The sequence below is a fragment of the Salinisphaera sp. SWV1 genome (assembly GCF_052044155.1).
Taxonomy (GTDB): Bacteria; Pseudomonadota; Gammaproteobacteria; order Nevskiales; family Salinisphaeraceae; genus Salinisphaera.
Window position 1 is genome coordinate 12,422 of the sequence record NZ_JBQDYE010000012.1, and the last position, 26,067, is coordinate 38,488.

21 protein-coding genes and 1 other RNA gene are annotated in these 26,067 nt (G+C 65.6%); 10 read left to right on the top strand and 12 right to left on the bottom strand.

Annotated features, from left to right (window positions below; translation table 11 throughout):
• Position 1: 1 nt before the first annotated feature.
• Complete coding sequence (proC, locus tag ACS8YF_RS07760) at positions 2 to 826, bottom strand: pyrroline-5-carboxylate reductase (protein ID WP_440849647.1); 825 nt, start codon at positions 824 to 826, stop codon at positions 2 to 4.
• A gap of 232 nt (positions 827 to 1,058) precedes the next feature.
• Here proC and ilvA point away from each other — a divergent pair, with 232 nt between their 5' ends.
• From ilvA to ACS8YF_RS07775, 3 genes are read left to right on the top strand one after another with little or no spacing between them, the layout of a single operon-like run.
• Positions 1,059 to 2,636, top strand: coding sequence for a threonine ammonia-lyase, biosynthetic (gene ilvA, locus ACS8YF_RS07765; protein WP_440849648.1), 1,578 nt, complete (start codon positions 1,059 to 1,061; stop codon positions 2,634 to 2,636).
• 21 nt (positions 2,637 to 2,657) lie between these two features.
• Positions 2,658 to 3,623, top strand: a complete 966-nt coding sequence (locus ACS8YF_RS07770) for a cation diffusion facilitator family transporter (RefSeq protein WP_440849649.1) — start codon at positions 2,658 to 2,660, stop codon at positions 3,621 to 3,623.
• A 2-nt stretch (positions 3,624 to 3,625) separates the two neighbouring features.
• The gene (locus ACS8YF_RS07775) at positions 3,626 to 4,696 is read left to right on the top strand and encodes a glycosyltransferase family 9 protein (protein WP_440849650.1); all 1,071 of its coding nucleotides are present in this window, start codon (positions 3,626 to 3,628) and stop codon (positions 4,694 to 4,696) included.
• A 972-nt stretch (positions 4,697 to 5,668) separates the two neighbouring features.
• Here the strand turns inward: ACS8YF_RS07775 and ACS8YF_RS07780 are convergent.
• From ACS8YF_RS07780 to ACS8YF_RS07825, 10 genes are all read right to left on the bottom strand, one after another.
• A complete protein-coding gene (locus tag ACS8YF_RS07780; protein WP_440849651.1) occupies positions 5,669 to 6,145 on the bottom strand; it encodes an EVE domain-containing protein in 477 nt (158 codons plus the stop codon).
• A 137-nt stretch (positions 6,146 to 6,282) separates the two neighbouring features.
• Positions 6,283 to 6,855, bottom strand: a complete 573-nt coding sequence (locus ACS8YF_RS07785; RefSeq protein WP_440849652.1) for a 5-formyltetrahydrofolate cyclo-ligase — start codon at positions 6,853 to 6,855, stop codon at positions 6,283 to 6,285.
• Positions 6,856 to 6,881: 26 nt separating this feature from the next.
• Positions 6,882 to 7,063, bottom strand: a non-coding RNA gene (ssrS, locus tag ACS8YF_RS07790) — 6S RNA.
• Between the two features lie 59 nt (positions 7,064 to 7,122).
• Complete coding sequence (locus tag ACS8YF_RS07795; protein ID WP_440849653.1) at positions 7,123 to 7,470, bottom strand: cell division protein ZapA; 348 nt, start codon at positions 7,468 to 7,470, stop codon at positions 7,123 to 7,125.
• Between the two features lie 130 nt (positions 7,471 to 7,600).
• Positions 7,601 to 7,798, bottom strand: coding sequence for a hypothetical protein (locus ACS8YF_RS07800; protein ID WP_440849654.1), 198 nt, complete (start codon positions 7,796 to 7,798; stop codon positions 7,601 to 7,603).
• A 150-nt stretch (positions 7,799 to 7,948) separates the two neighbouring features.
• Entirely contained in the window at positions 7,949 to 9,361 is a 1,413-nt protein-coding gene (locus ACS8YF_RS07805; protein WP_440849655.1) for a DegQ family serine endoprotease, read from the bottom strand.
• A gap of 100 nt (positions 9,362 to 9,461) precedes the next feature.
• A complete protein-coding gene (gene sohB, locus ACS8YF_RS07810) occupies positions 9,462 to 10,520 on the bottom strand; it encodes a protease SohB (protein WP_440849656.1) in 1,059 nt (352 codons plus the stop codon).
• Between the two features lie 30 nt (positions 10,521 to 10,550).
• A complete protein-coding gene (gene hemH, locus ACS8YF_RS07815) occupies positions 10,551 to 11,552 on the bottom strand; it encodes a ferrochelatase (RefSeq protein ID WP_440849657.1) in 1,002 nt (333 codons plus the stop codon).
• A gap of 71 nt (positions 11,553 to 11,623) precedes the next feature.
• Positions 11,624 to 12,973, bottom strand: a complete 1,350-nt coding sequence (locus ACS8YF_RS07820) for a sodium-dependent transporter (RefSeq protein WP_440849658.1) — start codon at positions 12,971 to 12,973, stop codon at positions 11,624 to 11,626.
• Between the two features lie 148 nt (positions 12,974 to 13,121).
• The gene (locus ACS8YF_RS07825; RefSeq protein ID WP_440849659.1) at positions 13,122 to 14,408 is read right to left on the bottom strand and encodes an acetyl-CoA C-acetyltransferase; all 1,287 of its coding nucleotides are present in this window, start codon (positions 14,406 to 14,408) and stop codon (positions 13,122 to 13,124) included.
• A gap of 263 nt (positions 14,409 to 14,671) precedes the next feature.
• On the opposite strand from ACS8YF_RS07825, the gene groES reads away from it, so the two are divergent.
• The 5 genes from groES (at position 14,672) to ACS8YF_RS07850 (ending at position 21,977) form a co-directional block, all read left to right on the top strand.
• A complete protein-coding gene (gene groES, locus ACS8YF_RS07830; protein ID WP_440849660.1) occupies positions 14,672 to 14,959 on the top strand; it encodes a co-chaperone GroES in 288 nt (95 codons plus the stop codon).
• Positions 14,960 to 15,018: 59 nt separating this feature from the next.
• On the top strand, positions 15,019 to 16,665 hold the full coding sequence (gene groL, locus ACS8YF_RS07835; protein WP_440849661.1) for a chaperonin GroEL: 1,647 nt from the start codon (positions 15,019 to 15,021) through the stop codon (positions 16,663 to 16,665).
• A 327-nt stretch (positions 16,666 to 16,992) separates the two neighbouring features.
• Positions 16,993 to 19,800 carry a bifunctional [glutamate--ammonia ligase]-adenylyl-L-tyrosine phosphorylase/[glutamate--ammonia-ligase] adenylyltransferase gene (gene glnE, locus ACS8YF_RS07840; RefSeq protein ID WP_440849713.1) on the top strand — a complete coding sequence of 936 codons (2,808 nt, stop codon included), beginning with the start codon at positions 16,993 to 16,995 and terminating at the stop codon, positions 19,798 to 19,800.
• A 287-nt stretch (positions 19,801 to 20,087) separates the two neighbouring features.
• Complete coding sequence (gene rfaD / locus ACS8YF_RS07845) at positions 20,088 to 21,038, top strand: ADP-glyceromanno-heptose 6-epimerase (protein WP_440849662.1); 951 nt, start codon at positions 20,088 to 20,090, stop codon at positions 21,036 to 21,038.
• 183 nt (positions 21,039 to 21,221) lie between these two features.
• Positions 21,222 to 21,977 carry a 3-deoxy-D-manno-octulosonic acid kinase gene (locus tag ACS8YF_RS07850; RefSeq protein WP_440849663.1) on the top strand — a complete coding sequence of 252 codons (756 nt, stop codon included), beginning with the start codon at positions 21,222 to 21,224 and terminating at the stop codon, positions 21,975 to 21,977.
• Here ACS8YF_RS07850 and ACS8YF_RS07855 read toward each other — a convergent pair.
• On the bottom strand, positions 21,950 to 22,906 hold the full coding sequence (locus ACS8YF_RS07855; RefSeq protein WP_440849664.1) for a lysophospholipid acyltransferase family protein: 957 nt from the start codon (positions 22,904 to 22,906) through the stop codon (positions 21,950 to 21,952). The two genes, ACS8YF_RS07850 and ACS8YF_RS07855, sit on opposite strands and share 28 nt — an antisense overlap.
• Before the next feature lie 123 nt (positions 22,907 to 23,029).
• On the opposite strand from ACS8YF_RS07855, the gene hldE reads away from it, so the two are divergent.
• On the top strand, positions 23,030 to 24,484 hold the full coding sequence (gene hldE / locus ACS8YF_RS07860) for a bifunctional D-glycero-beta-D-manno-heptose-7-phosphate kinase/D-glycero-beta-D-manno-heptose 1-phosphate adenylyltransferase HldE (protein ID WP_440849665.1): 1,455 nt from the start codon (positions 23,030 to 23,032) through the stop codon (positions 24,482 to 24,484).
• A gap of 78 nt (positions 24,485 to 24,562) precedes the next feature.
• Complete coding sequence (locus ACS8YF_RS07865; RefSeq protein WP_440849666.1) at positions 24,563 to 25,849, top strand: 3-deoxy-D-manno-octulosonic acid transferase; 1,287 nt, start codon at positions 24,563 to 24,565, stop codon at positions 25,847 to 25,849.
• Positions 25,850 to 26,067: the final 218 nt, after the last annotated feature.

The window sequence follows — 26,067 nt, forward strand, 5'->3', positions numbered from 1 at the left end:
TCTAACCGTCGGACAGGTCGTGGGCGAGTTCGGCGGCGCGGTCGGATGCCGCCCGCATGGCGCCGGCCACGAGCCGGTCGAGATCGCCGGCCTGGAAGTGGTTGAGCGCGGCGGCGGTGGTGCCGCCCTTGGAGGTCACCTTGGCCCGCAGGGTGGCCGGGTCGTCGCCGGACTCGGTGGCCATGCGGGCCGCGCCCAGTGCGGTCTGGAGCACGAGCTCGCGCGCGGCGGTCTCGTCCAGCCCGAGCTGGGTGGCACCGGCGATCATCGCCTCCATGAAGGCGAAGAAATAAGCCGGGCCGCTGCCCGAGGTCGCGATCACCGCATCGATAAGCGATTCATCCTCGACCCAGGCATTGACACCCGCGGTGGCCATCATGTCGTCGGCGAGCTGGCGTTGTTCGGCCGTCGTGGTGGCATCGGCGTAAAGACCGGTCGCGCCCACGCCGAGCAGCGACGGCGTATTCGGCATGCAGCGCACATAGGCGAAATCGGCGCCCAGCCAACCGCGCAGCGCCGACAGCGGGATGCCGGCCGCAATCGACAGAATCAGCGGGCGGGCCGTGCCGAGCAGCGGGGCGAGGGCGCGCGCCGTATCCGCCATGCCCTGCGGCTTCACCGCCAGCACGACCGCATCCGCGGTTGCCAGGTGCGCAGCCGGCGCCTGCGCGACCGTGTTCACGCGATACTGCTCGGCCAGGCGTTCGCGCTTGTCGGCGTTGTGATCCACCACGGTAATGCTGTCACCGGGCCAGCCCGCGTTGCGCAGCCCGCTGACCAGACTGGTCGTCATGTTGCCGCCGCCGATGAATACGATGTTCTGCATCCTGCACCTCGCATTGTGACAACGCGGGATCGAACCCGCCGCGACGCGATCGACAATCGCGGGCGGCCGGGTGGCCATGCTTGCGCATTCGGCAAGTGCCGATGCCGCCGGCTCGGATTCGACCGTCTAAATGCCGGGCATGATACGCCAAGCATCGGCGTGCGGGCGAGTGGCCGTGGTCGCGGCCGCGCCAAAGGTTTAGCATGAGGCGTTTTTCCAAGCCGTGTGCGCCATGAACAGCAGCCTCAAACAGACCGCCCTCGGCGGTTCGGCCCCGGCCGTCGATGTCGGCGACGCCGAATATCTCAAGCGAATCAATGCGGCCCGGGTCTACGACGTGGCGATCGAGACGCCGCTGGTGGAAGCCGCGCAACTGAGTCAGCGCATCGGCAACCGGCTGTTCTTGAAGCGCGAGGATCTGCAGCCGGTGCATTCGTTCAAGCTGCGGGGCGCTTACAACAAGATCTCGCATCTGACCGAAGAAGAGAAGGCGCGCGGCGTGATCTGTGCCTCGGCGGGCAACCATGCCCAGGGCGTGGCGCTGGCCGGGCGCAATCTCGGTATTCGCGCGGTGATTGTCATGCCCCGGACCACACCGCAGATCAAGGTGAGCGCGGTGGCCGGCTTCGGCGGCGAGATTGTGCTGCACGGCGACGGCTATGACGAAGCCGCGGCCCATGCCGCCGAGATCATGGAACGCGACGGCCTGGTCTATATCCATCCCTACGACGATCCCTATGTGATCGCCGGGCAGGGCACCATCGGCATGGAGATCGTGCGCCAGCACCCGCAGCCGATTCATGCCGTGTTCGTCTGCGTCGGCGGCGGTGGCATGCTGGCCGGCGTGGCGGCCTACATCAAGAGCGTGCGCCCGGACATTCGTGTGATCGGCGTCGAACCGGAGGATGCCGCCAGCATGGGCGCGTCGCTGGCCGCCGGCGAGCGTGTGACGCTCGACGAGGTCGGGCTGTTCGCCGACGGCGTCGCGGTGAAAAAGGTGGGCGAGGAAACATTCCGCGTCTGCCAGCGGCACGTGGACGCGATGATGACCGTGTCCATCGACGAGATGTGCGCGGCCATCCGCGACGTCTACGAGGACACGCGTGCACTGACCGAGCCGGCGGGCGTGCTGGCGGTGGCCGGGGCGAAGAAATACGCGGCCGAGACCGGGATCGAGAACGAGGATCTGGTCGCCATCACCTCGGGGGCCAACGTCAATTTCGACCGGCTGTCGTATATCGCCGAGCGCGCCGAGCTCGGTGAGCAGCGGGAAGCGCTGCTGGCGGTTACCATGCCCGAACGGCCGGGCGCATTCCTGCAGTTCTGCCGTACCGTCGGCGATCGCTCGATCACCGAGTTCGGTTATCGCTACGCCGACGACACACGCGCCCAGATCTTTGCCGGCATCAAGCTCAGCAACGGTATCGCCGAACGCGATGCCCTGATCGATACGCTCCGAGGCGCCGGCTACGACGTGCTCGATATGTCGCGCAACGAAATGGCCAAGCTGCATGTGCGGCACATGGTCGGCGGGCGCGCAGCCGGCGCCGGCTCGGAAGTGTTGTTCCGGGTGGAGTTCCCGGAGCGCCCGGGCGCACTGCTGCGCTTTCTCGAGGCGATGGGCGATCGCTGGAACATCTCGTTGTTCCATTATCGCAACCATGGGCATGCGCACGGCCTGGTACTGTTGGGGATTCAGGTCGCGCCCGATGAGCGGGCCGACTGTCGTGCCGCGCTCGATGCCATCGGCTACGATTACGCCGAGGAAACCGACAACCCGGTCTATCAACGGTTTCTGCAGGCCGGTTGAGACGCTCGCCGAGACGGATCGATGTCGGAATCCAATTCGAAGACGGTTGTGCTGGCCGCCCTGACCGGGAACTTGCTGATCGCGATCAGCAAGTTCATCGCCTCGATCTTCAGCGGCAGTACGGCGATGCTGGCCGAGGGCATTCACTCGGTCATCGATACCGGCAACCAGGCGCTGATGCTCTACGGGATGAGGCGGGCGAAGAAGCCGCCCGACGCCAAGTATCCGTTCGGCTATGGCAAGGAGATCTATTTCTGGAGCTTCATGGTCGCGGTGTTGCTGTTCACGCTCGGCGCGGGCATCTCGATCTATGAAGGCATCGAGAAGGTCATGCATCCGCATGCGATCGATCATCCGCTGATCAACTACGGCGTGCTGGGTCTGGCCGTGCTGTTCGAGGGCACGAGCTGGTCGATCGCGGCCAAGGAGTTCCGGCGCGTGAAGGGCAGCTGGGGCGTGCTCGAGGCGGTTCGTCGCGGCAAGGATCCGAACAAGTTCCTGGTGTTGTTCGAGGATACGGCGGCGATTGCGGGCCTGCTGCTGGCCGGCGCGGGGCTGGCGCTGGTGCAGTTTACCGGGATCGAAATCTTCGATGGCCTTGCCTCGATCGGTATCGGCGGCATCCTCGCGTTTTCCTCGGTGTGGCTGGCGGTCGAGACCAAGGGCTTGTTGATCGGCGAGTCCGCCAACCAGTACGTGGTGCAGCAGATCGAGGACATCGCGAGCCGCCATCCGGCGGTGGCCCGGGTCAACGAAGTGCCGACCATGCATATCGGGCCGGAATATGTGCTCGCCAATATCAGCCTGCGCTTCAAGCCGGGCCTGTCCGGGGAAGCGCTTCAGAACGCCATCGCCGACATGGACCGCCGGATCAAGACCGAGTGCCCCACGGTGAAACGCATCTTCATCGAGGCCGAGCACGAAGCGGACAAGCCGCCGTCGCACGCGGACGCGGCAGACACGCACAAGGAAGAAGTCGGCGACTGATCATGTCCGACCGAACTCTGCCAGCGCAGGTGCCGCGCCGCGTCTGTATCCTGCGGCTGTCCGCGCTCGGTGACTGCGCCAACGTTGTGCCGGTGGTGCATACGCTGCAAGCGGCCCGTCCCGACATCGAGATCGGCTGGGTGATCAACCGGACCGAGGCGAAGCTGGTGGCCGATCTGCCGGGCGTCGAGTGCCTGGTCTACGACAAGCGCGGCGGGCGCTCGGCGATCGTCGCGCTCAAGCGTCAATTGGCCGGTCGCCGCTTTGATGCGCTGCTGAACATGCACGCGAGTTGGCGCGCCAACCGCGTCAGCCGCCTGATATCCGCCAAGCGTCGTATCGGCTTCGACAGACGCCGGTCGCGGGACGGGCAGCGTCTATTCGTGCACGAACGTATGCCGCCGGTGGCCAGCCGCCATGTGGTGGATGGCTTTCTGGGCTTTGCTGCGGCCATCGGCGCCGCGCAACCCGTGTTCGACTGGCGGGTGCCGATCGCCGATGTCGACCGCGCGCATGCCGGCGCTTTGCTGTATGCGGCGCGCGACCCGCGCCCGATCCTGTTCATCAGTCCGTGTTCGAGCCATGCAATGCGCAACTGGGCGGCCGAGCGCTATGCCGCGGCGGCCGATCATGCGATACGGGCTCACGGAATGCGTTGCGTGCTGGTGGGCGGGCCGAGCCGGGCCGAACGCGCCGCGGGTGAGGCGATCCGGGGCGCCATGCGCGAGCCGGCGACCGATCTCATCGGGCAAACCAATCTCAAGCAACTGCTGGCACTGTTCGAGCACGGTCGAATCCTGCTGACCCCCGATTCCGGGCCGGCGCATATGGCGAATGCCACCGACATCGCCACCATCAGTCTGCATGCCGCGACCGATCCGCGTCGCAGCGGTGCGTACCGGTCGCGCGACCTGTGCGTGGACTACTTCGCCGAGGCCGCGTCGCACTATCGCAACAGCACGCCGGATGCGGTGAAGTGGGGCACACGGATCGAGGACGATGCCGGGGTGATGGGGTTGATTCCGGTGGCGGCGGTTACGGCGCGGATCGATGAGGTGATGGGGCGCCCGTAGCGGATGTAGTCGTTTGTCGGCGCCGACATCCAACACGCGGTACCGCGACACGCCGAATTGCATCGAACCCGCGAGTTTTCCAAGCGCGAACGGGCGGTTTCGGCAGCCAAAATATTGAACCACGAGGTGAGTTGGGCTCTGGTTTCGCAATGCCGTGCGAGTCCCTTCTTTTGCTTGCTCAAAAGAAGGAACCAAGAAAAGAGCACCGGCATCGGCGCCGGCTGGGCCGGTGCACTCCGATGCTCGCGGTGACGGCATGCGGCCAGAACTCGCGTCGCTTTGGCGACGCTCAGACAGACAGGCTGGCCGACCCGGCGCAATGCGCCGGACACTCGTCGCCGCTGTGCGTCTCCGTCGCCTCAGACGGGAGACAATACAGGCAGGCCAACGCGCACGGCTTGGCGGGCTTTGTCTGTATTGGGTTCCCTTGCGGAGCGCAGGGGATCGATGCGCAGATAGAGTGTCCTTCGCTTCTTTTCGTGTGGACACGCAAACGAAGGGAGTCGCGCTACAGCGCGAAACCCTGGCAACGTGGGCCGCATGAATCGTTTCCGGCCGGAAAACGTCGAGTCGCGGTAGGTCGGATAGATTAGCGCGCAGCGCGTAATCCGACGCTCAATCTGCGGGTTCTATTAACCCGGCACGAAGGTATTTTCATGCCTGATCAATAAGCTCGGCTGTCGGATTACGGTGCAAGCACCTAATCCGTATATGGATCCGCTCCAGTAAGCAAGCCTCGACAATAAAACAGAGCAGGCAGCGTCCGTATATCCGGCCTCTGGGTGGCACATCGACGGTGCCGGGCCTTGATGAGAGTCCGCACGCCCCAGCGCGCAATCGACCTATCGGCCTCGTGGGCCCGTGGATTAGCCGGCGTATCGACCTATGTAAGCGCAGTGCCATACGCCAGTTGCGTGCGTGAATCCGTATGGGACCTCGCAATCCCTGGGCATACGCAGCCGTGCCGGGTCGCTATTCCTCGCCCGCATGCTCCATGCCGAGAATGAAGTCCCAGTGTTTCTTGTCGATCGGCATCACCGACAGCCGGTTGCCTTTACGCACCAGCGGCAGGCCGTCGAGTTCGTCGGCGTGGTCCTTGATTTCGGACAGTGGAATTACACGCTCCAGCTCGCGCTCGTAGGTGACGTCCACTCGGTACCAGCGCGGCTTGTCCGGATCGGATTTCGGGTCGTAATGCGGATCCTTCGGGTCGAAGGCGGTCTCGTCCGGATAGCCTTCGCGCGAGATGCGCATGATGCCGACAACCCCGGGCACCTTCGTGTTCGAGTGATAGAAAAAAGCCAGGTCGCCCTCGCGCATGTCGTCGCGCATGAAGTTGCGCGCCTGATAATTGCGTACGCCGTCCCAGCCTTCGGTCTGCCGGGGACGGTTCTTCAGGTCCTCGATGCTGAATTCGTCCGGTTCGGATTTCATCAACCAGTAGCGCATGTGTCTCCTTATCGTGCGTGCGGGTCGATCGATTCTAGGGTTTGTCCGCATGCCATGCGAGAGCCGGCGATGCCGGTTGGGGGGCGGCACCATTCAGTCGAGGCCTGGTGGCCTTGTACATGCCGTGCCGGCGACCGTTACAGACGGCTGCGATACACGCGGCTTTCGGTCACCACGGCGGCCAGTTCGACATCCCATGGCTGGGGTTCGACGGCGTCGAGCCGCTGGCATTCGAAGGCGAGGCCGATGCGCGTCGGGCTGCGATAGGCCCGATCCCTGACCGGGGCCAGCGTGCGATCGTAGAAGCCGCCGCCGAGACCGATGCGATGGGCGTCGGCATCGAAACCGGCCAGCGGCATGACCAGCAAGTCGAGCGCGTTGACGGGGCGGCTCCAGCCGCCGGGCTCGTAGACGCCGAGCTCGGAGCGACGCCAGGCTCGCGCCGGGCGTATCGGCACGAACCGCAGGACACCGCCGACCACGCGCGGGTAGCAGATTACCCGCGGCGACCGGCCGAGCAGGGGGATCAGGGGGCGGGGGTCGATCTCGCTGGCCAGCGGCCAGTACAGGCCGATCCGGCGCGCGCGCTGCACGGCCGGCAGACGGGCCAGCCGCCGGCAGGCCGCACGCGAGGCGCGTTGACGGTCAACGGCGCTCAATCTCCGGCGGGCGGATAGAGCGGTCTTGCGCTGATCGGCGATTCGGGCCATGGGCAGGCGAGCGAACAAGAGGGACCGACATTCCCGCGCGTGCCGTCAGTCGTCCACTATCCTTGAGACAAGCGCTCAAGTGGGGCGTTCCGCGACGCATTAGGTTTCCCGCAGCAAGGCGGGCATACTCACCTGCGCCGGTTCCCACCCCTGGTTAGGTAATTAGGCTCAAGGGGAACCGGGAGACCGTCGAACACCGCAGGAATGCCGGTAGGTACATGGTACCCCCGGCCCGGGGCCGTGACAAACGCACGACCGATCAGGCTGTCACCCCGAGGAATCGAGTGCCGACTCAATCCGCAGCTGGAGCTGCGACAGGCGCTCCGTCATTTCCTCGTCGCTATCGGCAAGGCCCGCGTCGCGTCGCTCGACCTGGCGCTGCAGGTCCAGCAGGTCGCGCGCGATGTTGAGTGCGGCCATGATGGCGATCCGCTCCGAGCCCAGGGTCTTGCCCTGACGCTGGATCGCGCTCATGCGCTTGGACAGGTGTTCGGCCGAGCGCAGCAGCGCTTCGCGTTCGCCTTCGGGGCAGGTGACCGAGTAGTCGCGCCCGAGAATACGCACCGTCAGCGCGGTCTGTGTCTTGTCGCTACCCATGATGTCCGCCCGTGCCATGTGTCACGCCCCCATCGGGGACTCAGAGGTTGTCGCTCTCCGATTAAACCCGTTATCGCGTGCATTTGCATCCCGTGACGCCGGTGAGCCGACGCCAAGCCCGGCGATGGGCCGTGCTCGCGGCCGGCGGTTACACATTGCCGGCTTCGGCCTCGAGCGCCCGGATGCGTTCGATCACCCCATTCAAACGCTCTCGAATCTCGCGATTGCGCTGAGTCTCGGCTTCGTGGGCCGTCTGCAGGGCGTCGTAGTCCGCCTGCAGACGATGATAGGCGGCCAGCAGCGCATGGACTTGCGCTTCGAAGTCGGCGAGATCGAACTGGCTCATGACAGGCTCCTGCAACGCGTTCGAGTATAACGACGCGATCGAGGCAGACAAAACGACGGCAAATCGGCACCTTCCGGATGATACGCAACAAAAAGCCCGGCCGAAGCCGGGCTTTTCGCGGTCGGCGCCAACGGCGCCGGTTGCGGCAGTCTACTGTATCAACAGGAACAGCGCGCCCTGGCCGCGGCGGATATGCAGCAGCAGCTGCTTGGTATCCGGGCCGGCCAGCTTGTGCAGCTGGGAGACGCTGCTGATCTGATGCCGGTTGACCGACGTGATCACGTCGCCCGGCTGGAGACCCGCCTGGGCCGCGGGACTGCCGGCCTGCACGTGGGTGACCACCACGCCCTGCACCTGGCCCGACAGCGGGTTGTTGTCGGTCAATGGGCCGAACTGGGCGCCGGCCAGATTCCTGTTCAGCGAACCGCCGGTAGTGGCGTTGCCCGCGCCGGTCAGCGCGGAGGCCTTGGCCAGTGTGGCGTGCACCTGCATCTTCTTGCCGTCGCGCAGCAGGTCGATGGTCACCTTGTCGCCCGGCGAACGCAGGCCGATGGCGTTCTGCAGGTCGGAGAAGTTGTCGATCTCCTTGCCATTGACGGCGGTGATTACGTCACGCTGCTTGATGCCCGCCTTGGCGGCCGGGGAATCGGGCATGACCTGCGCGATCACCACGCCCTGATCGATGTTCAAGCCGAAGGCCTTGGCCAGGGCCGGTGTCAGGTTCTGGCCGACCACGCCGAGCATGCCGCGCTTGACCTTGCCGTATTTGACCAGCTGGTGGTAAACGGTCTTGACCAGGTTCGACGGAATGGCGAAGCCGATACCGATGTTGCCACCCGACTGCGACAGGATCTCGCTGTTGATGCCGACCAGCTGGCCCTTGAGGTTGAGCAGCGCGCCGCCCGAGTTGCCGGGGTTGATCGACGCATCGGTCTGAATGAAGTTCTGATAGCGGCTGCCCTGTCCGTCCTCGGGGTTGCCGATGTGGCGGCCCAGGCCGGATACGATGCCCGAGGTCACGGTCTGACGCAGGCCGAACGGGTTGCCCACGGCGACCACGAAATCGCCGACCTGCAGCTTGTCGGAGTCGGCGAGCTTGAGCTGGGTGAGATTCTTGGCCTTGATCTGGATCACCGCCAGGTCGGTGGCCGGGTCCGTGCCCACGATCTTGGCCTTGAACTGCCGATTGTCCCGCAGCCGGACCTCGATCTTCTGCGCGTTACGGACCACGTGATTGTTGGTCACGATATAGCCCTTGTCCGCGTTGACGATCACCCCCGAACCGATGGCGGTCGGGTGTTGCATCTGCTGTTGTTGTTGCGGCGCGTTGAAGAACTGCCGGAAGAATGGATCGTTGAACAGCGGGTTGTTCGGCGTCTGCTGCGCCTTGCCGGTCACCACCACGTTGACCACGGCCGGCAACGTGTTGTGGAGCATCGGCGCCAGCGACGGGTCGTCACCGGACAGCATGCCGCTGGGAATGGACGCCTGAGCGCTCGTGCCCAGCAGCGCCAGGAGCAGGAGAAAGAAGGCGCGATAGCGCAGAGATGCGAGTTGTGTCATAGGTCCTTACTCGTCGGTGTCACCAAACGACCGGCCGTGCCGGCTACGTCCCCAGCCCTGTGACCGTCGAGATGCCGGGGAGTTTCATAACCGGCCCAAATCAATGCGTCCGGCGCCCGATTTCGGCCCGAATCAGGCCTTGTTCGTGCAGGGCCCTCGCCAGCACTCGACTGGCCTGACCGGTCAGGCGGGCGATCAGCCCCTGGGGCGCGTGCACGGCAATCGTGAACACGTCACGCCCGTCGCGGGCAGCGGCGAGCATGACCGCGTCGCTGGTGGCGATTTCGTCGACCAGCCGTTTGTCCAGCGTCTGGCGGGCGTACCAGTGCTCGCCGGTGGCCACCGCGTCGATATCCAGACCGGGGCGATGTTCGGCCACGAACGCCTTGAACAGGCCGTGCGTGTCTTCCAGTTCCTCGCGAAATTTTTCGCGGCCGGCTTCGGTGTTCTCGCCGAACACGGTCAGCGTGCGCTTGTAATCGCCGGCGGTGTGCATCTCGAAATCGATGTGTTTGTCGGACAACCAGCGATGGAAGTTCGGCAACTGAGCCACGACGCCGATCGACCCGATGATGGCGAAGGGTGCGGCGACGATGCGATCGCCGACGCAGGCCATCATGTAGCCACCGCTGGCCGCGACGCGATCGACCGAGATTGTCAGCCGGATACCGGCATCGCGCAGGCGCGCCAGTTGCGAGGCGGCAAGGCCATAGCTGTGGACCATGCCGCCGCCGGATTCGAGTCGTAGCAATACTTCGTCGTCGGATTCGGCGACCTGGAGCAGGGCGTTGATCGATTCACGCAGTCCCTCGACCGCCGAGGCGCGGATATCGCCGTCGAAGTCGAGCACAAACAGGCGTTGCGGCGGGTGTTTCTTGCCAAGCTTCTCGGCCTTGGCTTTCTGTTTGCTTTCCTTCTTGCGCTGTTTGGCGCGCGCTTTCTTCTCGGCATCGTTGAGCAGGGCGTCCGAGAGCGTATCGGCCATGTGCTCCAAGTGGTCGTTGACACGCTCGACCCGAAGCCGGCGGTTTTTCTCGCGGCGCAGGCTGATCGCGCTCGAGGTCAGCACGATCGCCACAATGACGACGGCGGCCACCAGCGTTGCTGTCTTGGCGAGGAACAGCCCGTAGTTCAGACCAAAAGTGGCGAGCCAGTGCATAGCGTGCTCCGTAGTTCGGCGCCGCGCCGGTCAGACCCAGCCGGCCAGTTCTTCGCGAATAAGGCGCGCGAACATTTCGATATGATCGTCGCGATCGTTGAGCGCGGGAATATACCGTAACGCGTCGCCGCCAGCCTGCTCGAAGTAGCCGCGGTTCTCCTCGCGGATTTCTTCCAGTGTTTCCAGACAATCGGCCGAAAAGCCGGGGCAGATCACATCCACGGTATTGATGGCCGGATCTGCCCCCCAGGCTTTCATGGTTTTGTCGAGATATGGTTGGAGCCAGGGTTCGCGGCCGAAACGGGATTGGAAGCAGACCTTGTATTCGTTGCGCGACAGGCCGAGTTCCGTGGCCAGCAACTGCGCGGTGACGCCACAGTCGCGTGGGTAGGGATCGCCCTGCTTCACGTAGCGCTTGGGGATGCCGTGAAACGAGATCACCAGCCTGTCGCCGCGGCCGTGTTGCGCCCAGTGTTCGCGCACCGAGTTCGCGAGTGCGGCGATATAACCCGGGTCGTCGTGGTAGCGATTGATCTGGCGCAGCGCCGGCGGCTCCGGCCAGTTCTCGAGCACGGCGCCGACCTTGTCGAACGTCGTGGCGACCGTGGTCGCGGAATACTGCGGGTAGGCCGGCAGGATCAGGATCTTCCGGCAGCCGACGGCATGCAGTTCCCCGAGGCCCGACTCGATCGAGGGGTTGCCGTAGCGCATGCCCAGCGCCACATGCACCGGCCGCGACAATTGCGCATCCAGGCGGGCCTGGATGCCGGCCGCCTGGCGCCGGGCGTACACGATCAGCGGCGAGCCTTCGTCCATCCAGACCGAGCGATAGCCCTCGGCCGATTTCCGGGGCCGGAACGTCAGGATGATGCCGTACAGAATCGGCAGCCAAAGCGCCCGGTTGAGATCGATCACGCGGCGATCGCTGAGAAACTCGCGCAGATAGCGGCGTACCGCCGACACCGAGGTGTCGTCCGGGCTGCCCAGGTTGGTGAACAGCACACCGACCGGGGTGGATTCATCGCGGCGCATTATTGATCCTCGCTATCGACTCTGGTTCGGCGATACGTCAGGGTGATCGATTATAGATGCAACGCTTGGCATCAGAGGCCGAACACGCCCTGGATCAGGATCCAGACGATGCCGATCGGCGCGATGTAGCGTATGAAAAACAGCCATACCGGCGCCCAGTCCGCGGCGATCCGGCCGTGATTGGTTAACTCGCCGACCGTGGGACGGCCGACCACCCAGCCCACGCACAGCGCGGTCAACAGGCTGCCGATCGGCAGCGCGAGGTTACTGGTCAGATAATCCATCAGCCCGAAAATCGTCAGGCCGAATAGTTGCACGTGGTGCCAGATACCAAACGACAGCGACACCGGCACGGCCAGCGCCAGGCAGCCACCGCCACCGATCAGCGTGGCGTGGGCACGCTTCATGCCGTGTTCGTCGACCAGAAAACTCACCGCCGGCTCGAGAAGCGAAACCGACGAGGTCAGCGCGGCGAGGATGAGCAAAAAGAAAAACCCGATGCCAAACAGGTTGCCGGCCGGCATGGCCGCGAACACCGTCGGCAGCACCTTGAAGGTCGTGCCCGGGCCGCCGGCAGCGGGCGTGAGGCCGGCCGACATCATCGCCGGAATCACCATCAGGCCGGCCAGCAGCGAAACCAGCGTATTGAGTGCGACCACCGACAGCGCGTCGCGCCCGAGATCCTGCGTATCGGCCATGTAAGAGCCGTAGGTGATCATGCCGCCCACGCCGAGGGAGAGCGTGAAAAACGCCTGGCCGAGGGCGGCGGAGATCAGATGCCCGTTGATCGCCGACCAGTCCGGATGCAGGAAAAAGACGAGCCCGCGCGAAGCACCGGGCAGAGTGAGTGAGCGCAGCATCAGCAGAATGAGAATCACGAACAGCAGCGGCATGAACAGTTTCGCCATGCGCTCGATGCCGCCGGCCACGCCACCGATCACGACGGCGCCGGTCAACGCCATGAAAATGACCGCATAAATCAACGGCAGGATCGGGCTCGACACCAGGTGGCCGAACAAGGCGTTGAGCTGACCGGCGCTCGACTGCGTGAGCGTGCCCTGGATGGCATAAATGAAATAAGCGATGGCCCAGCCCGAGACCACGACATAAAACGAAAGGATGACCAGTGCGGTGACCACGCCGAGCGCCCCCACCGCCGGCCAGACGCCGCCGGCCAGCCGCCGGAACGCGCCGATCGGGTTGCGCTTGGCCATGCGCCCGAATACCAGTTCGGCCAGCAGCAGCGAGATGCCGAATACGAACACGCAGACCAGATAGACCACGAGGAAGGCGCCGCCGCCGTTCGAAGCGGTCATGTACGGGAACTTCCAGATATTGCCGAGCCCGATCGCCGAGCCGGCAGCCGCCATGATGAAGCCGAAGCGCGAGGCCCAGCCGCCGCGTGTCGGTGTCGCGCTCATGCGCGGACTCCGGCCGCGCGCGGCCGGCGGTGACGAATACGACGGGTCATAGGGCATCAGGCGCTGGGTGATGCCGGGAAGGCTAAAGACAAAACGGGCATCAGGCCAGCGCCGCCGGCCCGATGCCCGTGCCCTGTCCAGGGCGGTACTACGGTTTTTCCAGAATCGCGGTCACGCCCTGGCCGCCGGCGGCACAGATGGAAATGAGCCCGCGTCCCGAACCGGCTTCGTCCAGGATCTTGGCCAGGGTGGCCACGATGCGCCCGCCCGTGGCCGCGAACGGATGACCCAGCCCGAGCGAGGAGCCCTTCACGTTGAGTTTCGACATATCGATCGAGCCCAGCGGCGCGTCGCGGCCGAGACGCTCGCTGCAGTATTTCTTCGACTCCCATGCCTTGAGCGTGCACAGCACCTGGGCGGCGAAGGCTTCGTGAATCTCGTAGAAGTCGAAGTCCTGCAGCGTCAGGCCCGCTGCGTCGAGCATTTCGGGCACGGCATAGGTCGGCGCCATCAGCAGCCCTTCGCCGCCGTCCACGTAGTCGACTGCGGCGGTGCGCGCGTAGGGCGTGAAGTAGGCCAGGATCGGCAGCGCGCGTTCCCGGGCCCAGTCTTCACTCGCCAGCAGCACGCTGGATGCGCCGTCGGTCAGCGGTGTGGAATTGCCGGCGGTCAGCGTGCCGTTGGCCTTGTCGAACGACGGCCGTAGCTTGGACAGTTTCTCCATGCTCGAATCCGGGCGCAGGTTGTTGTCGCGCTCCACGCCCAGATACGGGAACACCAGATCGTCGTAGAAGCCATCCACATACGCCTGCGCGGCATTCTTGTGGCTGGCGAGTGCCAACTCGTCCTGGGCGCGGCGCGAGATCTTCCATTCCTTGGCCATCAGCTCGCAGTGCTCGCCCATCGACATGCCGGTGCGCGGCTCGGACACGCCCGGCAGGTTCGGTACGAGATGACGTGGCCGAAGTTTGGCGAGCAGCTTGGCTCGCTCACCGCCGGACTTTGCGCGATTGATATCGAGCAGAATCCTGCGCAGCGCCTCGTTGACCGCAATCGGGGCGTCCGACGTGGTGTCGGTGCCGCCGGCGATGCCGGACTCGATCTGGCCCATGGCGATCTTGTTGGCAAGCAGGATCGTTGTTTCCAGGCTGGTGCCGCAGGCTTGCTGGACGTCGAAAGCCGGGGTGTGCGGATCCAGGTCGGTGCCGAGCACCGCTTCGCGCGTGAGGTTGAAATCGCTCGAGTGCTTGAGCACCGCGCCGGCCGCGACCTCGCCGATAAGCTCGCCGGCCAGGCGATACTTCTCCGACAGCGCCTTGAAGGCCGCCGTCAGCAGGTCCTGGTTCGACTGATGCGAATACGCGGTGTTGGAACGACAGAACGGGATCCGGGCGCTGCCGACGATGGCGACGCGACGCATTGTGGATTCGGCCATGGAACCTCCGGGATCGCCGAGAACACTCGGCATGACTTGACTCGTATCGCACGATACTGCCTCAGTTCAATTCCGACAAGATGACGTTTCACTTTCGGATCGGCGGCGGTGCGGGTTAAAAATTTGTGCGCCTGCTCTTGAAAGGGGGCCGCGAGGCCGCATCAATTGCGGTGATCAAGATTGCCAATCGGCAGTCTGGGTGGCGGCAATGAGCCGTCGGGCTTTTTATCAACAACCTTCACAGTTTCGAGGAGAAGGGTGGCATGAATATCCGTCCTCTACATGACCGCATCGTAATCAAGCGGATCGAAGAAGAGCAGAAGACGGCCGGGGGCATCGTCATTCCCGATTCCGCGGCCGAGAAGCCGCAGCGCGGCGAAGTGATCGCGGTCGGCAATGGCAAGCCGCTGGACAACGGCGAAGTCCGCAAGCCTGAAGTCAAGGTCGGCGACACGGTGATGTTCGGCAAGTTCTCGGGTACCGAGATCAAGGTCGACGGCGACGAAGTCGTCGTGATGCGCGAGGACGACATCCTGGCGGTGCTGGGTTAACAGCCCGTTTGGCGCATCCATTAGTCAACCACCAATCAACGAATCAAGGATAACGAGCAATGGCTGCTAAGGAAGTACGTTTCGGCGAAGACGCACGTCAGCGTCTGGTCCGCGGTGTCAACACCCTGGCCAACGCGGTGAAGGTCACGTTGGGTCCGAAGGGCCGCAACGTGGTGCTCGACAAGAGCTTCGGCGCGCCCACGATTACCAAGGACGGCGTCTCCGTCGCCAAGGAAATCGAACTTGAGGACAAGTTCGAGAACATGGGCGTGCAGATGGTCAAGGAAGTTGCTTCCAAGACCTCCGACGTCGCCGGCGACGGCACCACGACCGCCACGGTTCTGGCCCAGGCCATCGTGCGCGAAGGTGTGAAGGCCGTTTCCGCGGGCATGAACCCGATGGATCTCAAGCGCGGCATCGACAAGGCCGTCGACGCGGCCGTCGCCGAGCTGGCCAAGCTGTCCAAGCCGTGCGACGACGAAAAAGCGATCGCGCAGGTCGGCTCGATCTCGGCCAACTCCGACGAGGAAATCGGCAAGATCATCGCCGACGCGATGAACAAGGTCGGCAAGGAAGGCGTGATCACCGTTGAAGAAGGCTCCAGCCTGTTCAACGAACTCGACGTGGTCGAGGGCATGCAGTTCGATCGCGGTTACCTGTCGCCGTACTTCGTCACCGACAACCAGACGATGACGGCCGAGCTGGATAACCCCTACATCCTGCTGTTCGACAAGAAGATCTCCAACATCCGCGACATGCTGCCGCTGCTGGAGAACGTGGCCAAGGCCAATCGCCCGCTGGTGATCGTCTCCGAAGACGTCGAGGGCGAAGCCCTGGCGACGCTGGTGGTGAACAACATGCGTGGCATCGTGAAGGTCGCCGCCGTCAAGGCGCCCGGCTTCGGTGACCGTCGCAAGGCGATGCTGGAAGACATGGCGATCCTGACCGGCGGCCAGGTCATCTCCGAAGACATCGGCATGACCCTGGAAAACGCCACCCTGGATCACCTCGGCGAGGCCAACAAGGTCCAGATCTCGAAGGAAAACACCACCATCATCGATGGCAAGGGTTCCAACGACGACATCGAGGGCCGCATCAAACAGATCCGTGCGCAGATCGAGGACTCCTCCTCGGACTACGACAAGGAGAAGCTGCAGGAACGCGTGGCCAAGCTCGCCGGCGGCGTGGCGCTGATCAAGGTCGGCGCGGCGACCGAAGTCGAGATGAAAGAGAAGAAGGCGCGTGTCGAAGACGCCCTGCACGCCACCCGTGCGGCGGTCGAAGAAGGCATCGTGCCCGGTGGCGGTGTGGCCCTGCTGCGTACGCTCAAGGCCATCGAAGCCGTCAAGGGCGCCAACGACGACCAGGACGCGGGCATCCGTCTGCTGCGTCGTGCGGTCGAAGAGCCGCTGCGCCAGATCGTGTTCAACAGCGGCGGCGAGCCGTCGGTCGTGGTCAACGAAGTGCTTTCCCACGAAGGCAACTACGGCTACAACGCGGCCACCGGCGAATACGGTGACATGGTCGAAATGGGTATTCTCGACCCGACCAAGGTCAGCCGTACCGCGCTGCAGAACGCGGCCTCCATCGCCAGCCTGTTGCTGACCACCGAGGCCACCGTGGCCGACGTCCCGGAGGACGACGACAAGGGTGGCGCCGACATGGGCGGCATGGGTGGCATGGGCGGTATGGGCGGCATGATGTAGTCGCCTGTCTCGCCTGATGCGAGCCTTGAAGAGCCCCGCCCCGTGCGGGGCTTTTTTTTGGGCTTGGGGGAATAGGCCTTGATCGCGTCCGGCCCGACTGTCGCCGCACGCGGCGCCCCGGCGATGGGCGCCCGAAACCAGTCGAGCTATGCCGGGACAAGGCGCCCCGCTCGGCCCGGGCCATACCCTGGTATCCATGGGGCGTGCGCCATAGTCGTGAGTCAGCCGGCCCGGCCGATGGTGAGCTGGACTGGAGTTCGGCGCGCCGAATGAGACAGAATCGACGGCATGCCCACCACGCCGTTCCGAGGAAAAGCGCCATTGGCCGTGCCGCAACACGCCCCGATCGATCCATGCGCGGCGAGCGATTTCGTGGCGCGCTGGTATCGCCATTGCCTGGAAACATCGCCGGATTGGGTGGTCGCGGCCATGGCCGACTCGGCCACAGCGCTCGAGATTGATGTCGCGCGCTGGGTCCGCGAGTGCGGCGATGTCGACCCCGGCGCCGCGTTGCGCGGGGCCCGCAATGCGTTTCTGGTGGCGATCGCCTGGCGGGACCTGGCCGCAATCGACGGTCTGGACCGCGTGCTCGCGGATCTGTCCGCGCTGGCGGACCAATGTATCGAATACGCCTTGCGTCAGGCCGAGGCCGAAGTCGCCGAGCGTTTCGGCGCGCTGCGCAATCGGCAGGGCGGGGCGGTCCGGCTCATCGTGATCGGCATGGGAAAACTCGGCGGGCGCGAACTCAATTTTTCCTCCGATATCGATCTGATTCTCGCGTTCGATGAGTCGCGCGGCATCGAGATCGATGCCGATCTCGATGCGGCCGGTTACTTCCGGCGCGTGGCCCAGCGCATGGTCAAACTGTTGTCCGAAACGACGGCGGACGGGTTTGTCTATCGGGTGGACACGCGATTGCGCCCGTTCGGCGACGCCGGTGCGCTGGTCGGCTCGGTCGGGGCGATGGAGCAGTATTACCAGGCGCATGGGCGCGAGTGGGAGCGCTATGCCTGGATCAAGGCCCGGCCGGTAGCGGGCGACATCGAAGGCGGGCAGCGGTTGATCGCGACGCTGCGGCCGTTCGTTTATCGGCGCTATCTCGACTACGGCGCGTTCGAGTCGATCCGCGAGATGAAGGCGATGATCGATCGCCAGGTGGCGCGGCGCGACTCGCAGGCAGACGTGAAACTCGGCTACGGCGGCATTCGCGAGATCGAGTTCCTGGCCCAGGTCTTTCAGCTGGTCCGGGGCGGCCAGGAGCCCGAGCTGCAGGACAATCGGCTGCGCCCGACGCTGGCCCGGCTGGCCGAGAGCGGCCATCTGGCGGCCGCAACGGCCGAGCGGCTGGATGCCGGCTATGTGTTCCTCCGGCGGCTGGAAAACCGGCTGCAGATGGTGGACGATCGCCAGACGCACGAATTTCCGGCGGATGCCGGCGAGCGCGATCGACTGGCGCGTGCCATGGCAATGGCCGACGGCGACACCCTGGCCGCCGAAACCGAACGCGTGCGCCGCGAGGTCCACGCCTTGTTCGAGCAGGTCTTCGCCAGTCCCGATTCCAAGGAAACAGCCGGCGCCAGCGATCGGGAGCATGCCGCGCTCGAAGCGCTCTGGCAGCAGACGCTGTCCGCGGCCGAGGCCGACGATCTGCTCGAACGCTACGGCATCGAGGATACCGCGGCGGTACGCCAGGCGCTTGTGGATCTCCAGGACCAGCGCCGGTATCGCATTCTCGAGGCGCGCGGGCGGCGCTGGCTCGGCGAACTGATTCCGGCAGTGATCGCGGCGTCGGCGAACACCGACGACCCCGAGCGTTCGGTGCTGCGGACGTTGTCGGTGATCAGCGAGATCGTCGGGCGCAGCAACTACATCGCCTTGCTGGTGGAGTACCCGGCGGCCCTGTCGACGTTGATGCGGTTGTGCGGGGCCAGCGAATGGATCACCCAGCGCATCGCCGAACAGCCCGCGCTGCTCGACTCTTTTCTCGACCCGCGCCAGCTTTACCATCCCCCGCGCCGGTCCGAACTGGAGGCCGAGCTGGCCGACGATCTGTCGGCATTCGATGTGCTGGATCTGGACCAGCGCATGAATGCGCTGCGACGGTTCACCCAGAAGGCCATGCTGCGCATCGCCGCGGCCGACGTCACCAACGCCATGCCGCTGATGATCGTCTCCGATCATCTCACCGCGCTGGCCGAGGTCGTGCTCGAGGTCGCGCTCGGCATGGCCTGGGACCAGATGAGCGATCGCTACGGTGAGCCGCGCCTGGAAGACGGCCGGCGCGCGCCGTTCGCGGTGATCGCGTACGGCAAGCTCGGCGGGCTGGAGCTGGGTTATACCTCGGATCTCGATCTGGTGTTCGTCTACGACAGCCCATCGGAAGCGTCGACACAGGGCGGGCGGCGCGAGCTGACGCATCAGGTCTTTTTCACCCGCCTGGCGCAGCGACTGATTCATATCCTGTCCACCGCGACCCCGGCCGGGCGGGCCTACGAGATCGATATGCGGCTGCGGCCCTCGGGCAACGCCGGGCTCATGGTTACGCATATCCAGGCATTCGCTCGTTACCAGCGCGAGCAGGCCTGGACCTGGGAGCACCAGGCGCTGGTCCGGGCGCGGCCGGTGGCCGGTGCCCCCGGCCTGGGGGCGCGCTTTGCGGGCCTGCGCCGCGAACTGCTGGCCACCGAGCGCGATCCGGCCCGGCTGGCCGCCGAAGTGCGTTCGATGCGGCAACGGATGCGCCGGGTGAAGGACGAGACCACCGACCGGCGTTGGGATGTCAAGCAGATGCCGGGCGGTCTCATCGACATCGAATTCATGGCGCAGTACGCGGCTCTGGCCTACGGTCACGATTGTCCGGAACTGCTCATCTTTACCGACGCCATCCGTATTCTGGAGACCATGGAGTCGGCCCAGCGCGCCCGTTACGCGGATATCCGCACGATGACCCGTGCCTATCGCGATTACCGGCGCGTGGTGCATGCCGCCGCCTTGCAAGGTCAGCGCGCCATGATCGACCGGGGCAGCCGGCGTGAAGCGGAGCGTCAGGCCGTGGCCGATCTATGGGCACACTGGATAGATCGCCCGGCCGGCACGTCGAATGATTCGACCGATGTCCCCGGCGCGCCCGCGTGAGTCGAAGCAGGGGCGGGCCGACGATGGCGCCCGCACGTCACACGCCGGCGATATCGACGGCAACACGCCCTGGCGCAACGAGTTGATCGCGCCGACGGGCGGTGCGTACGCTGTCGCCATGGCGGTGCCGCGCCCGTGCGCCGGCCGGATCGCGCCGCGCGTCGTACCGCCGCCCGGCGCCCGCGGGTGGCCGGTTATACTGCCGTGGCCATGGCCGGGCGCGATGGCTGCCGACACGCGGAGATCGGGGCGGACGTGGCAGGTTTGTCGCAAGGGAGTTCATCGAAATGATCATTGTCACCGGGGCGGCCGGATTCATCGGCAGCAACATCGTCGCCGGGCTCAATGCCCGCGGCATCCGCGACATCCTGGTGGTCGACGACCTGACCGACGGCCACAAATGCCTCAACCTGGCCGATCTCGATTTCTCGGATTATCTGGAATACGACGAACTCGAGCGCCGCATGGCCGCCGACGACATGCCCCGGGGCGTCGATGCCGTGTTTCATCAGGGCGCCTGTTCGGATACGACCGAATGGGACGGCCGCTACGTCATGGCGCGCAACTTCACCTATTCGAAGACGCTGCACGCCTGGTGCGCCCAGCATCGCGTCCCGTTTTTGTATGCCTCGTCGGCGTCGGTCTATGGCATGGGCCCGGATTTCGTCGAGCGCCGCGAGGCCGAGGACCCGCTCAACATGTATGCGTTCTCCAAGTTCGCTTTCGACCAGTATGTGCGGGCCCGGGCCAAGACGAGACATTCGCAGGTGGTGGGTCTGCGCTACTTCAATGTCTATGGCCCGCGCGAAGGGCACAAGGGCCGCATGGCGAGCGTCGCCCGGCATTTTTCCAGCCAGATCGTCGAAGACGGCGAATGCCGTCTGTTCGCCGGCTCGGATGGCTATGGCGACGGTGAGCAGCGGCGCGACTTCATTCATGTCGATGACGTCGTTGCGGTCAATCTCTGGCTGTTCGATCACCCGCAGGTCTCGGGTATTTTCAATTGCGGCACCGGCCGGTCCCAGACCTTCAATGAGGTCGCGGACGCCGTGATCGCCTGGCATGGCCGGGGCGAGAAACGCTATATCCAGTTCCCGCAGTCGTTGCTCGGGCACTATCAGAGCTTTACCGAAGCCGACATGGGGGCGTTGCAGGCCGCCGGCTATCCGAACGCGTTCATGTCGGTGGAGCAGGGCGTGCCGCGCTATCTCGACTGGCTGGCCATGTACCGGACATAGCCGCATGTCGCTCGCCGCCCGCGACTGCCGCAACAAGCGCCCGAGACAGTATTTAATGTACCCCAGCCGCTTCAACCCGTGCTTGCCCCATGCTTGCAGTCGCCTGGCGCGGTTTTCGTTATGCCCCCGGCTTGGCGTGTTCCGTCCGGGCGCGGCTGTCGCGACGGGCCAGGAGATCGCCGGTTGAGTGGCCGGGATACTGTCGATACGGCCAGCGCCAGGCATGGCGGCGGCATTGCGATATGGGATGGCCGGGTTTTCGGCCGACAGCCGCCGGGCGCCGACTGGTTCGACCCGGAAGCCCTGCGCGCGCGCGACGCCCTGTTGTCCAGTGCGGCGGGCCGTGGAGCGGCTTATTTTTTTCGCGCCATGAACGAGGCGGTCTGGGTGCTGCGGCATTATCGACGCGGCGGTCTGCTGGCGCACCTCAATCCGGATCGCTACCTCTGGACCGGGGATATGCAAACACGCCCGGTGCGGGAGTTTCGGCTATTGGCGGCGTTGTACGAGCGGGGCCTGCCGGTGCCGAAGCCGGTGGCGGCGCGCGCCGTGTACCGGGCCGGCCTGGGCTACGGTGCGGACTTGATCACATGGGCCCTGCCGAACACCGAGCCGCTGGCCGACAGGCTCGGGCGCACGCCCATGCCGGCGGCGGGTTGGCACACCCTGGGCGGCGAGATCGCGGCGCTGCATCGTGCCGGGGTGTGGCATGCGGATCTGAACGCGCGCAATATTCTGACGGCCGGTAACGACCGAATTTATCTGATCGATTTCGACCGCGCGCGCTTTCGCGGGGCGGGCAGCTGGCGCCAGGCCAACCTGGCACGCCTGCGCCGTTCTCTCGACAAGTTCGCCGCTCGCGGGACGCGCTTTCATTTCGGCGAAGCGGATTGGCAGGCGTTGCGGACGGGCTATCGCGTCGCCTTCGGCGGTTTGTAGGGGTCGTAACCGTCGCGTTTGAAGCGCTGGTGTAACCAGAAATACTGCGCCGGATCCTCATTGACGACCGATTCGATAATCGCATTCATCCGGCGCGCATCGGCGGCTTCGTCCGGGCCCGGAAAATCGGTCAGCGGCGGTTTGATGATCAGCCGATAGCCCGCGCCGTCGGCGCGCCGCAGGGTGAAAAACGGAACGACGGTCGCCCGGGTCATTGCCGCCATGCGACTGACCGCCACATGGGTACGGGCCGGCTGGCCAAAGAAATCCACCACCGCGCTGAGCCGTTGGCCGGCTTTCTGGTCGCCGGCGTACCAGACGGCGTCGCCGCGGCGCAGCGCCGCAAGCAGGGCCACCACGTCGTTGTCCGCGATGCCGGCGCCGCCGATATGGGCTTCGCGTCGCCGGCGCATCACGCGTTCGACCACGGGATCCCGCGGCGGCTTGTACATGGCCGTGGTCCGGAACCCCAGCTCGGCCAGGTAGGGCTGCGCCATGCGCACCCCGAGTTCCAGCGATGTGGTATGCGCCGACAGCAGAATAATGCCGCGACCGCGGGTGGCGGCATCCTCCAGATGATGCAGGCCTTCGACATGGGCCAGACCGTCGACCTTGGCCTGGCTGCCCCACCAGCAGATTCCGGTCTCGAGCGCGCCCTGGCCGACCGAGCGGAAATGCGCGTCGAGCAGCTCGTGGCGTTCGGTATCCGACAAGTCCGGATAGCATAGCCTGAGGTTGATGTCGGCCACGCGCCGGCGCCCGGGCACGATATGCGCGGCGAGCCGCCCGAGTCCGGCGCCGAGCCCCATCTGGATCCGGTACGGGAGCTGGCTGAGCAGCCACCCGAGGCCCATCAGGAGCCAGCTGGGCCAGAAACGCGGGGCGATCAGACGCGGCTCGTCGTTGTGTTGGAGGTTGGAAACTGCCATTCAGCCTACGCGGGCCGGCGTGCGCTGCCGGCTGCCATTGTCGGGTCGCATCGGCGCGGCGCGCTACACAGCCTGCAACCGGCTTTGTATCATGCTCGAAACAGGCCCGCGAATAAACCCCGGATGGATCGGATCCCGTCGTTTACCGACAGCCGCGTTCTGGTTGTCGGCGATATCATGCTCGACCGCTACTGGTACGGCGACACTGGGCGTATTTCGCCCGAGGCGCCCGTGCCGGTCGTGCGTATCGGCGACGAGGAGCGTCGTCTGGGCGGCGCGGCCAACGTCGCGCTCAACCTGGCGCGGGTCGGGGCACGGACGCATCTGATCGGCGTCGTCGGTGAAGACGAGCCGGGCGCGGCCACGCGCGGCCTGCTGAGCGAGGCCGGGATCGTGGATAGCCTGGTCGACAGCCCCGGTCACCCGACCATCGCCAAGCTGCGCATCGTCAGCCGCAATCAGCAGCTCATCCGGCTGGACTTCGAGCGCTCGTTCGCACTCGACGGCGCTTTCGACCGCGCGGCTTTGCTGGCCCGGGTCCGCGCCGCGCTGGCGGCCACGGATGTGCTGATCTGTTCCGATTACGGCAAGGGAACGCTGGCTGATGTGGCCGAGATCATCCGTCTGGCCCGGGACGCGGGCGTGCCGGTGCTGGTCGACCCGAAGGGGCGCGACTGGCAGCGCTATGCCGGCGCCAATCTCATCACGCCGAACGCGGCCGAGTTCGAGGCCCATGTCGGCCGGGGCGCGCGCGAGATGGGCATGGATACCGAACGCTGGCTGACGACGCACGCCGCGGATACACGCCGCACGCTGGATCTCGAGGCGTTGTTGATCACGCGCAGCGAAAAGGGCATGAACCTGTTCGCCGCCGATGGCGATCTGCATCTGCCCGCGCGCGCGCGTGAGGTGTTCGACGTCACCGGCGCGGGGGACACGGTGATCGCCATGGTGGCGGCCGGTCTCGGCGCCGGCCTGAGTTTGTCGGACGCGGCCGCGGTGGCCAATCTGGCCGCGGGCATCGTGGTGGGCAAGCTGGGCACGGCGACGGTCAGTCCGGCGGAACTGCGTCAGGCCGCGCGCGCGCAACGCACCAGCGACCGCGGCGTGGTCGACGAGGACACGCTGGCCGAGTGGTTCGTGCAGGCGCATGCGCACGGTGAGCGGATCGTGATGACCAACGGCTGTTTCGATCTCCTGCATCCCGGGCATATCGCTTATCTGGAGGCGGCGCGGGCGCTCGGCGACTGGCTGGTCGTCGCGGTCAACGACGACGCCTCGGTCGCGCGCCTGAAGGGGGCGGGCCGGCCGCTCAATGATCTATCGCACCGCATGCAGGTCCTGCGCGGGCTGGCGGCCGTCGACTGGGTGGTGCCCTTCGCCGAGGACACGCCGGAACGGCTCATCTGCCGACTGCTGCCGGATGTGCTGGTCAAGGGGGGCGATTATGAGGTCTCCGGGATTGCGGGTGGTGCCTGTGTTCTCGAAGCGGGCGGCGAGGTGCGTACGCTCGAATTCGTGCCCGGCTTTTCGACCACGGCGATCGTGGCGCGGCTACGCGCCGACGACGATAGTTGACGGCGTCCTGCCGCCCCGCCGGCCACGCCTTGCCATGCTGACGCCGGGTGAGGCCGGTGGACGCCGCCGAGGCGCAACGTGATCTGGCGCTGGCTCTATTCCGGTCTGACCCGGCTCGTCCTGCCCGTGGCATTCGGCTACTTCGCCTGGCGCGGTCGCCGCGAGCCGGCCTATCGCGACCATTGGCGCGAACGGCTCGGCTTCTTGGACCCGGTCGACGGCCCCGCGTTGTGGGTGCACGCCGCGTCCGTGGGGGAAGTGATCCTGGTCACTCCCCTGATCGAGGCACTCATCGAATGCTACCCCGATCATCGTATGGTGTTGACCACGTTTACACCGACCGGGCGGGCCGAGGCCGCGCGGCGCCTTGGCGGCCGTGTCGCGCTTTGTTATCTGCCGCTCGACACGCCCGGCGCCACGCGCCGGTTCCTGCGTCGCATCGGCCCGGCGGCGGGAATTCTGGCCGAGACGGAGCTCTGGCCCAATCTCGTATCCGCCGCCGGGCGCGCGGGGGTGCCGCTCGTTCTGGTCAATGCGAGCCTGTCGGCACGCTCGGCGCGGCGGTATCGGCGTTGGCCTGTATCGCGGGCCGCGACCTTCATGCTGACGCGTTTTGCCCGAATCGCCGCTGCCGACAGGGTTCATGCCGAGCGATTCATTGCAGCAGGCGCGCCCGCGCGGGTCGTCGAGGTGACGGGCAACCTGAAATACGATCGTCGACAACGCCCGCATGCCGAAGCGGAGGCGCGTGAACTGCGGCAGACATGGCAGGCCGCGTCGCGGCCTGTCTGGCTGGCGGCCAGTACGCATGACAGCGAAGAAGCGCAGTTACTTGAAACCTTCGCTTTGCTCAGGGCGCGACACCCGAAGGCCCTGGCGGTGATGGCGCCGCGCCATCCGCAACGTTTCGAAGCGGTGGCGGGTCTGCTGGCGCGCGCTGGATGGCAGTACGCGCGCCGCAGCCGCCGCGACCCCGTCGATGATCGGACGGATATCGTGCTGGTCGACACCATCGGCGAGCTGGAAATGCTCTATGCGCTGGCGGATGTGGCGTTCGTCGGTGGCAGCCTGGTGCCCGGTGTCGGCGGTCATAATGTGATCGAGCCCGCGGCCGTGGGCTGTGTGTTCACAACCGGCCCCCATGTGGCCGAGTGGCGCGATGCGATGGCGCCGATGATCGAAGCCGGCGGCGCCGCGATCGCTCGGGACTTTTGCGACGTGGCCGACATCACCGCCGGTTGGCTGGAGGACTCGGACGCGCGGCAAGCCGCGCGGCAACGCCTCGCGGCGGCCGTGACCATACACCGCGGCGCGCTCGGCCGGACGGTGCAACTGCTGAAAGAAGTGATCAGCACATCGTGCTAAAGCAGGCGCGCGCTATCCATCAACATCAACAGGCGTACGCCGCGCTGCCGCCGACTCGATGAACCGGAACAAAGCGCGGCGCGTATCGACGTTACCCCGTGCGCGAGTCCTGCAACGCCAGTACATCGCCTTATCTCGGCGCCTGCTCACGCCCCGCGGCGTTGCCGTCACTCACCGCATTGCCCAGGGACGGCTCGTCGTCCCGTGGTTTCCAGGCA